A 6968-nucleotide genomic window follows, 5' to 3' on the forward strand; every position below is an offset into this window, starting at 1 on the left:
CGGCCGCCCTCGAAGGTCTGGGATCGGACCCTCGCACGGCTAGCGTGAAGGCGGCGATAACGGACGCCGACGCCGATTGTGGCTGCGCCCGGCGCAGGCGCGGCCTAGTCTGGAAGAATCGGGAGAGACGAGACATGCGCGCCAATTCCCTGAGGGACCTGTGGGCCGCCGGCAAGCCGGCGATCAACGGCTGGTGTTCCATGCCCGGGGGGTTTTCCGCCGAGCTGATGGCGACCATGGGCTGGGACGCCGTGACCATCGACACCCAGCACGGCCTGATCGGCTATTCCGAGATGCTGGCCATGCTGCAGGCGATCTCGACCACCGCGGTGACGCCACTGGTCCGGGTGACGTGGAACCAGCCGGGCGAGATCATGCGGGCGCTGGACGCCGGGGCGTATGGGATCATCTGCCCCATGATCAACGACGCCATCGAATGCGCCGCCTTCGTCCAGGCCTGCCGCTATCCACCCGACGGCTTCCGCAGCTCCGGCCCCACCCGGGCGGCGGTCTATGGCGGGGCCGACTATCACGCCAAGGCCAATGACCAGATCCTGACGCTGGCGATGATCGAGACCGCCCAGGGCCTGGCCAACGTCGAGGCGATCGTCGCCACGCCGGGCCTCGACGGCGTCTACATCGGACCTTCGGACCTGTCGCTGGCGATGGGCGGTCCGCCGGGGCAAGACCAGATGGCGCCGGGCCTGCTGGCCGCGTTCGACAAGATCCTGGCCGCCTGCAAGGCCGCCGGCGTCCGCATCGGCGTCCACACCAACAGCCCCGGCTATTCGCAGACGATGCTCGACCGCGGCTTCGACCTGGTCACCGTCGGCTCGGATACACGCTATCTGAACAGCGGTCGGCGCGAGGCGGTCGAGATGCGGTCGTGGATTGCCGCGCGCTGAGGCGCCGATCAGGGCATCGATGTGTCGCGACTGAACGAATCCGCGGCAACTGTTTCTGAACCGGACCTGTGAGACACAGTGCCGCCAGACCCTCGCCTCGTTTGTGCGCCATCAGTGCGAGGTCCGGCTTGCCGGTTGCCGCAGGAGAAGCCCCGTGTCCAACCTGATCTGGCCCAGCGCACGAAGTCCTGACGACAGCGGATCGGCTCGGTTCGGCCGCGCCATTCACTGGATGGGCGTGATCCTGGCCGCGGCGCTGCTGATTACCGCCGCGGGTTTTGTCGCCGGCGGCTGGGCCGTCCCGCTGGCCGCTCGCCTGGCGCTCGTCGCCCTCGCGGTCGCCGTGATCGCCCGGGCGGTTCGCTACATCCTGGCCCGGGAGTAGCACCCCCCGCTACTTGGCCGCTGGCGGAACCTTGGAGCTGAACTCGGTCTCGATCATCACCTCGACCTCGTCGCCGACCCCCATCGTCGAGCCGGGCGCGGGAATGCCCATGCCCATGCCGAAGGCCGAGCGCTTGAACGCCCCGTGGGCAGAGAAGCCGATGCGCGCGCCGCCGGGATCGAAGGAATTCGGCGGCCAGCCACCGTTGTAGGTGACCTCCAGCGTCACCGGCCTGGTGACCCCGTGCAGGCTGAGGTCGCCGGTCACGCGGGCGGTGTTGGCGCCGGTGACTTCGACCTTGGTGGAGTGGAAGGTGATCGCCGGAAACGCCGCGGCGTTGAACCAGGCCTTGCCGGTCAGCTCGTCGTGGAACCCCTTGGGCGGGGCGTTCAGCTCCAGCGAGAGGGGGTCGATGGTGGCGTCCACGCTCATGGTCGCCGGCGCGGCCGGGTCGAATTTCAGCCGGCCGTCGATGCTCGAGAACCGCGCCGTGTAGCGCGAGAAGCCCAGATGGTTCACCCGGAAGGTCACCGACGTGTGGGTCTTGTCCAGAATATAGGCGCCCGCCGGCGGCTGCGGCGGGACGGGGGCGGCGATCGCCGGGCCGGCGATCATCACCAGTTTGAGAGCCGTGGAGGCGGCCAGGGCGGTAAAGGTCTTCATCTTCATCTCTCCCATAGGTTCCAGCCAAGGACGAACCGCGCCACGTTGATCCGACAGACCGCCGAGACTCACACCAGCGCCTCGAACTCGTCCACCAGCCGTTCCAGTTGCTTCATGCCGGCCGCCCAGAAGGCCTTCTCACGCGGGTTCAGCCCGAACGGCGCCAGGGCCTCGACATAGGTGCGGGTTCCGCCGGCGGCCAGCAGGTCCTCGTAGAGGGGGGCGAAGGCGGCGGGGTTGTCGCGGCGCTTTTCCATCAGGCCGCGCACCAGCAGGTCACCGAAGGCATAGGCATAGACATAGAACGGGGCGTGGACGAAGTGGCTGACGTAGGCCCAGTAGTGTTCATAGCCGGGGTTCAGCCGGACCGCCGGCCCCAGGCTCGCGCCCATCTCCTCCAGCCAGATCGCGCCGATCTCGTCGGGTCCGACCTCGCCCTCCAGGCGCGCGGCATGGAAGCGGGTCTCGAAGCGATGGAAGGCGATCTGGCGGACCACGGTGTTGATCCCGTCCTCGATCTTGCCGGCGAGAAGTCCACGCCGCTCGGCCGGCGAGGCGTTGGCCAAGAGGCGTTCGAACACCAGGCCCTCACCGAAGATCGAGGCGGTCTCGGCCAGTGTCAGCGGCGTGTCGGCGAGCAGGGTGCCGAGCGGCGCGCACAGCGTCTGATGCACGGCGTGGCCGAGTTCATGGGCCAGGGTCAGGACGTCGCGCCGCTCGCCCATGTAGTTCATGAACACGTAAGGGTGCCGGTCGGCGGTGACCGGGTGCGAATAGGCGCCGGACTGCTTGCCGGCCCGCGGCCGCGCGTCGATCCAGGGGTGGGTGAAGAAGGTCTGGGCGGTGTCGGCGAACTTCGGCGCCAGATCGGCGAAGCTTTCCAGCACCATGACCTTGGCCTCGTCCCAGCCATAGGTGCGCGGGGCCGTCGTCTCCAGGGGCGCGTTGCGGTCCCACTGGTCGAGCACCTTGCGGCCCATGACCCTGGCCTTCAGCCGATAGTAGCGGTGGCTGACGCTGGCGTAGGAGTCCACCACCGCCGATTCCAGGGCGGCCACGGCGTCGGCGTGGACCTCGTTGGCGATGTGCCGTGAAGCGGCGGGGTCGGGGTATTTCCGCCAGCGATCCTCCACCTGTTTCTCGAAGGCCAGGGTGTTGAGGCAGAGCGCCAGGGTCGGCGCGCGCGCCTCCAGCGCCTTGGCCAGGGCCTGGGCCGCCTGTTTGCGCCGCCCGCCGTCGGGGTCCGACATGCGGTTGAGAACCTCGGAAAGCGTCAGGGTTTCGCCACCGGCCTTGGCGGTGAGCGCCGCCAGCGTCTCCTCCGACAGCCGGCTCCAGTTGGCGACGGCAGGCCCCCGGTCGATCAGCATTCGCTCCAGGTCCGGCGACAACTCGTGTGGCCGCGACAGCCGCACGCGCCGCACCCACGGCCGCCAGCGCGCCGCCGGCGGATGAGCGCGGAAGGCCGCCTCGATCTCATTGTCGTCGAGTTCGTTGATCTCCAGGGTGAAATAGAGGCTGTCGGCCGCGATCCGCGCCGAGCGCGCGCGCAGGTCGGCCTCGAACTTCGACCAGGCCGGGTCGTCGCGGGCGGTGGAGGCCGCCAGGCCCGCGTAGGCGCCGACGCCCCACAGGCCATTGGTCGCCGCCTCATAGAGCCCGATGGCGTTGTCGAGCAGTTCGCCCAGAACCCGCGCGTCGGCGCGGCTCGCCTTGAACCGGCCCTTCAGGGCCACCAGCGCGTCGTTCTCCGCCTTGGCCTTGGCGAGGTCGGCGGCGATCCGCGGGTCGCCCCGGCCGGAATAGAGGTCGCCGAGGTTCCACTGCGGCAGGGCGTCGGTCTTGAAGGGCGCGTTCATGCCCGACCTTTACCCCTCACATCTTCTGGCTGGCCAGCAGGATCGAGGTTTCGGTCGAGGCGATGCCGTCGATCAGCCGGATCCGGTCGAGGGTCTGGCTGAAGGCCCCCAGGGTCTCGGTGTTCAGTTCGGCGATCAGATCCCAGCGGCCATTGGTGGTGTGGACCTTGTCCACCTCAGGGAAGCCGCGCAGCGCCTTGACCACGGCGGCCGACCTCTCGCCCTCGATGGCGATGGTCATGATCGCCCGCACGCGGCTGGCCTCCATTTCCGCCGGTGCGCGGATGGTGAAGCCCTGGATCACCCCGCCGGGAGCGGTCATCCGGTTGATGCGGTTCTGCACGGTGCCGCGCGAGACTTTCAGCCGGGCGGCCAGGGCGGCGACGGGCGCGCGGCCGTCGGCGCGCAGCAGGGCGATGAGCCGTCGATCCAGGTCGTCCAGCATATCGTCACTCTTGTTGTACTATACGTCAATATTCTAGTCTAATTGTAGCATCCTGTGCGCTATTCGCTAGCATCAACCTGGGTCACCTTTTGGGCCACGCCACCGCCGCCGAGGGTTCGATGCCGCACTTCCTGATGACCGATCCGGACTGTTTCGACGTCTGCTACCAGATCAATCCCTGGATGCAGCCCGGCGCCTGGACCGCCGACAGCCTGGCCGAGGCCAAGCGCGCCTCGGGCGACCTCAAGGCCGCGCTCAAGGCCGCCGGCGCCCGGGTCGAGACGGTCGGCGCGGTGCGCGGGCTTCCCGACCTGGTTTTTCCGGCCAATGCCGCGGTGGTGCTGGACGGCCGGGTGCTGCTGGCCCGCTTTCGCCATCCCGAGCGGCAGGGCGAGGAGCCGGTGTTCCGCTCGGCCTTCGCCGGCCTGCGGCGGCGCGGCCTGATCGACGAGATCATCGACCTGCCCGAGGGCGTTTTCCAGGAAGGCGCGGGAGACTGCATCTGGGATGCCGACCGCGGCCACTTCTGGGCTGGCTTCGGGCCGCGCTCCAGCCAGGCATCGATCGCCGCCATCCGCCGCGCCTTCGGCCAGGAAGTCGTAGCCCTCGAACTTGCCAGCGACCGCTTCTATCACCTCGACACCTGCTTCTGCCCGCTGGCCGGCGGCCAGGTGCTCTACTATCCGGACGCTTTCACGCCCCAGGCCCTGGCCACGATCCGCGCCAGCGTGCCGCTCAACCAGCGCATCGAGGCCAGCGACGAAGAGGCGGCCGCCTTCTGCGTCAACGCCGTCAACCTGGGTGACCAGGTGATCATGGCCCGCGCGCCGGTCTCGCTGAAGATCAAGCTCGCGGCGCGGGGCTATCACCTGACCGAGATCGATCTCGACCCCTTCATCCTCTCCGGCGGCGCGGCCTACTGCATGACGCTGCGTCTCGACCGGACAAGCCAGACCCAGCCCGCCGTCCTCGCCGCCGAATAAGGTCTTAGAGCCATGAACGACATCACCTTTTCCGGTTCGCGCAGCGCCGAGCTGATCGGGCTCGAAGCTCGCTACGGCGCGAAGAACTACAAGCCCCTCGACGTGGTCCTGACCCGCGGGCAAGGCGTCCACGTCTGGGACGTCGACGGCAATCGCTACCTCGACTGCCTTTCGGCCTATTCGGCGGTGAACCAGGGCCACTGCCATCCGAAGATCCTGGAGGCCATGGTCGCCCAGGCCAGCCGGCTGACGCTGACCAGCCGCGCCTTCCGCAACGACCAGCTGGCGCCCTTCTACGAGGAGCTCTGCGCGCTCACCGGCAGCCACAAGGTCCTGCCGATGAATTCCGGCGCCGAGGCCGTCGAGAGCGCCATCAAGGTGGCCCGCAAGTGGGGCTATGAGGTCAAGGGCGTGCCCGAAGGCCAGGCGGAGATCATCGTCGCCGCCGACAATTTCCACGGCCGCACGGTGGCCATCGTCGGCTTTTCCACCGACCCTCAGTCGCGCGGCGGCTTCGGCCCCTTCGCGCCCGGCTTCAAGGTCGTGCCCTACGGCGACGCGGACGCGCTGGAGGCCGCCATCGGCCCCGACACCGTGGCCTTCCTGGTCGAGCCGATCCAGGGCGAGGCCGGGGTGATCATTCCGCCCGCCGGCTATCTGAAGCGCGCCCGCGAGCTCTGCACCAAGCACCGCGTGATCCTGATCCTCGACGAGATCCAGACCGGCCTTGGGCGCACCGGCAAGCTGCTGGCCGAGGAGCATGAGGGGATCGAGGCCGACCTGACGCTGATCGGCAAGGCGCTGTCGGGCGGCTTCTATCCAGTCTCCGCGGTGCTCTCGAATTCCGAGGTGATGGACGTCCTGCATCCGGGCGAGCACGGCTCGACGTTCGGCGGCAACCCCCTGGCCTGCGCCGTGGCCCGCGCGGCGCTGAAGGTGCTGGTCGAGGAAGGCATGGTCGAGAACGCCGCGCGCATTGGCGATCGCCTGCAGGCCTCGCTGGCCGCGATTGGGGCCGACAGCGTCAAACAGGTGCGCGGCCGGGGCCTGATGCTGGCCGTCGAGCTGCACGCAGAGGCAGGCGGCGCGCGGCCGGTCTGCGAGGCGCTGCGGGCGCGCGGCCTCCTGGCCAAGGAGACCCACGACCACACCATCCGCATCGCCCCGCCGCTGATCCTCACCGCCGACCAGGCCGACTGGATCGCCGAACAGTTCAAGGCGGTTCTCTAACCACCCCTGCAGGGGCAGCAGCGGCGGGAGGTCGGGGCGCGGCAGAGGCGCTACTTGCTCGCGACGGCGACCGCCCCCGGCAGCGGTTCGCCCCGACCCTGGCTAATCAGGAAGGCGCGGACGTCCTCCACGTCTTTCGCCGACAGGAACTTGGCGAAGCTGACCATGCCGTTGTGAGCGCGCACGCCCTCTAGGACGACCGAGTTGAAGTCGGTCGGCGTGGCGATCATCGGCGTGCGCTTCAGGTCCGGCAGCCACGAGCCGGTGGCATTGGCGCCGTGGCAGACCTGGCAGTTGGCGTTGAAGATCACATAGCCGTGGACCTTGTCGCCGGTGGTGGCGACGTTGGTGAGGTCGATGGTCGGCTGGGCCGGCATCACGAAGGGTTTGGCCTGCTCCTTGGCGCCGAGCTTGAAGACCAGCAGCCGGCCCGGAAGCCGGGGCCGGGTCGGCAAGAGCGCCGGGGCGGAGACCTGCCCGCCGCCGCCCGCGCCCACC

At 69.0% G+C, this 6968-nt stretch carries 8 protein-coding genes; 4 read left to right on the forward strand and 4 right to left on the reverse strand.

Annotated elements, in window-relative coordinates; translation table 11 throughout:
* Positions 1–134 precede the first annotated feature (134 nt).
* Both RMN86_RS06670 and RMN86_RS06675 read left to right on the forward strand, forming a co-directional pair.
* A complete protein-coding gene (locus tag RMN86_RS06670) occupies positions 135–905 on the forward strand; it encodes an aldolase/citrate lyase family protein (RefSeq protein WP_309605051.1) in 771 nt (256 codons plus the stop codon).
* A gap of 154 nt (positions 906–1059) precedes the next feature.
* Complete coding sequence (locus RMN86_RS06675) at positions 1060–1290, forward strand: hypothetical protein (RefSeq protein WP_309605052.1); 231 nt, start codon at positions 1060–1062, stop codon at positions 1288–1290.
* A 9-nt stretch (positions 1291–1299) separates the two neighbouring features.
* On the opposite strand, the gene RMN86_RS06680 is transcribed toward RMN86_RS06675, so the two are convergent.
* From RMN86_RS06680 to RMN86_RS06690, 3 genes are all read right to left on the reverse strand, one after another.
* Complete coding sequence (locus RMN86_RS06680; protein WP_309605053.1) at positions 1300–1953, reverse strand: YceI family protein; 654 nt, start codon at positions 1951–1953, stop codon at positions 1300–1302.
* 68 nt (positions 1954–2021) lie between these two features.
* Positions 2022–3812: a M3 family oligoendopeptidase gene (locus RMN86_RS06685; protein ID WP_309605054.1), complete on the reverse strand. Its 1791-nt coding sequence runs from the start codon at positions 3810–3812 to the stop codon at positions 2022–2024.
* A gap of 16 nt (positions 3813–3828) precedes the next feature.
* Positions 3829–4257 (reverse strand): Lrp/AsnC family transcriptional regulator, encoded by a 429-nt coding sequence (locus RMN86_RS06690; protein WP_309605055.1) that lies wholly within the window; start codon positions 4255–4257, stop codon positions 3829–3831.
* 89 nt (positions 4258–4346) lie between these two features.
* Here RMN86_RS06690 and RMN86_RS06695 point away from each other — a divergent pair, with 89 nt between their 5' ends.
* Positions 4347–5240: an arginine deiminase-related protein gene (locus tag RMN86_RS06695; RefSeq protein WP_309605056.1), complete on the forward strand. Its 894-nt coding sequence runs from the start codon at positions 4347–4349 to the stop codon at positions 5238–5240.
* 12 nt (positions 5241–5252) lie between these two features.
* Positions 5253–6470 carry an ornithine--oxo-acid transaminase gene (gene rocD / locus RMN86_RS06700; protein ID WP_309605057.1) on the forward strand — a complete coding sequence of 406 codons (1218 nt, stop codon included), beginning with the start codon at positions 5253–5255 and terminating at the stop codon, positions 6468–6470.
* Positions 6471–6520: 50 nt separating this feature from the next.
* On the opposite strand, the gene RMN86_RS06705 is transcribed toward rocD, so the two are convergent.
* On the reverse strand, positions 6521–6968 hold a 448-nt coding region (locus RMN86_RS06705), incomplete at its 5' end, for a c-type cytochrome (RefSeq protein WP_309605058.1).

The sequence above is a fragment of the Phenylobacterium sp. genome (assembly GCF_031360265.1).
In the GTDB taxonomy this organism is placed as follows: domain Bacteria; phylum Pseudomonadota; class Alphaproteobacteria; order Caulobacterales; family Caulobacteraceae; genus Phenylobacterium.

Excerpts from the sequence above, each read along its gene's own strand:
- RMN86_RS06670 (WP_309605051.1), top strand. The coding sequence starts at position 135 with ATGCGCGCCAATTCCCTGAGGGACCTGTGGGCCGCCGGCAAGCCGGCG.
- RMN86_RS06680 (WP_309605053.1), bottom strand. The coding sequence starts at position 1,953 with ATGAAGACCTTTACCGCCCTGGCCGCCTCCACGGCTCTCAAACTGGTG.
- RMN86_RS06685 (WP_309605054.1), bottom strand. The coding sequence starts at position 3,812 with ATGAACGCGCCCTTCAAGACCGACGCCCTGCCGCAGTGGAACCTCGGC.
- RMN86_RS06690 (WP_309605055.1), bottom strand. The coding sequence starts at position 4,257 with ATGCTGGACGACCTGGATCGACGGCTCATCGCCCTGCTGCGCGCCGAC.
- rocD (WP_309605057.1), top strand. The coding sequence starts at position 5,253 with ATGAACGACATCACCTTTTCCGGTTCGCGCAGCGCCGAGCTGATCGGG.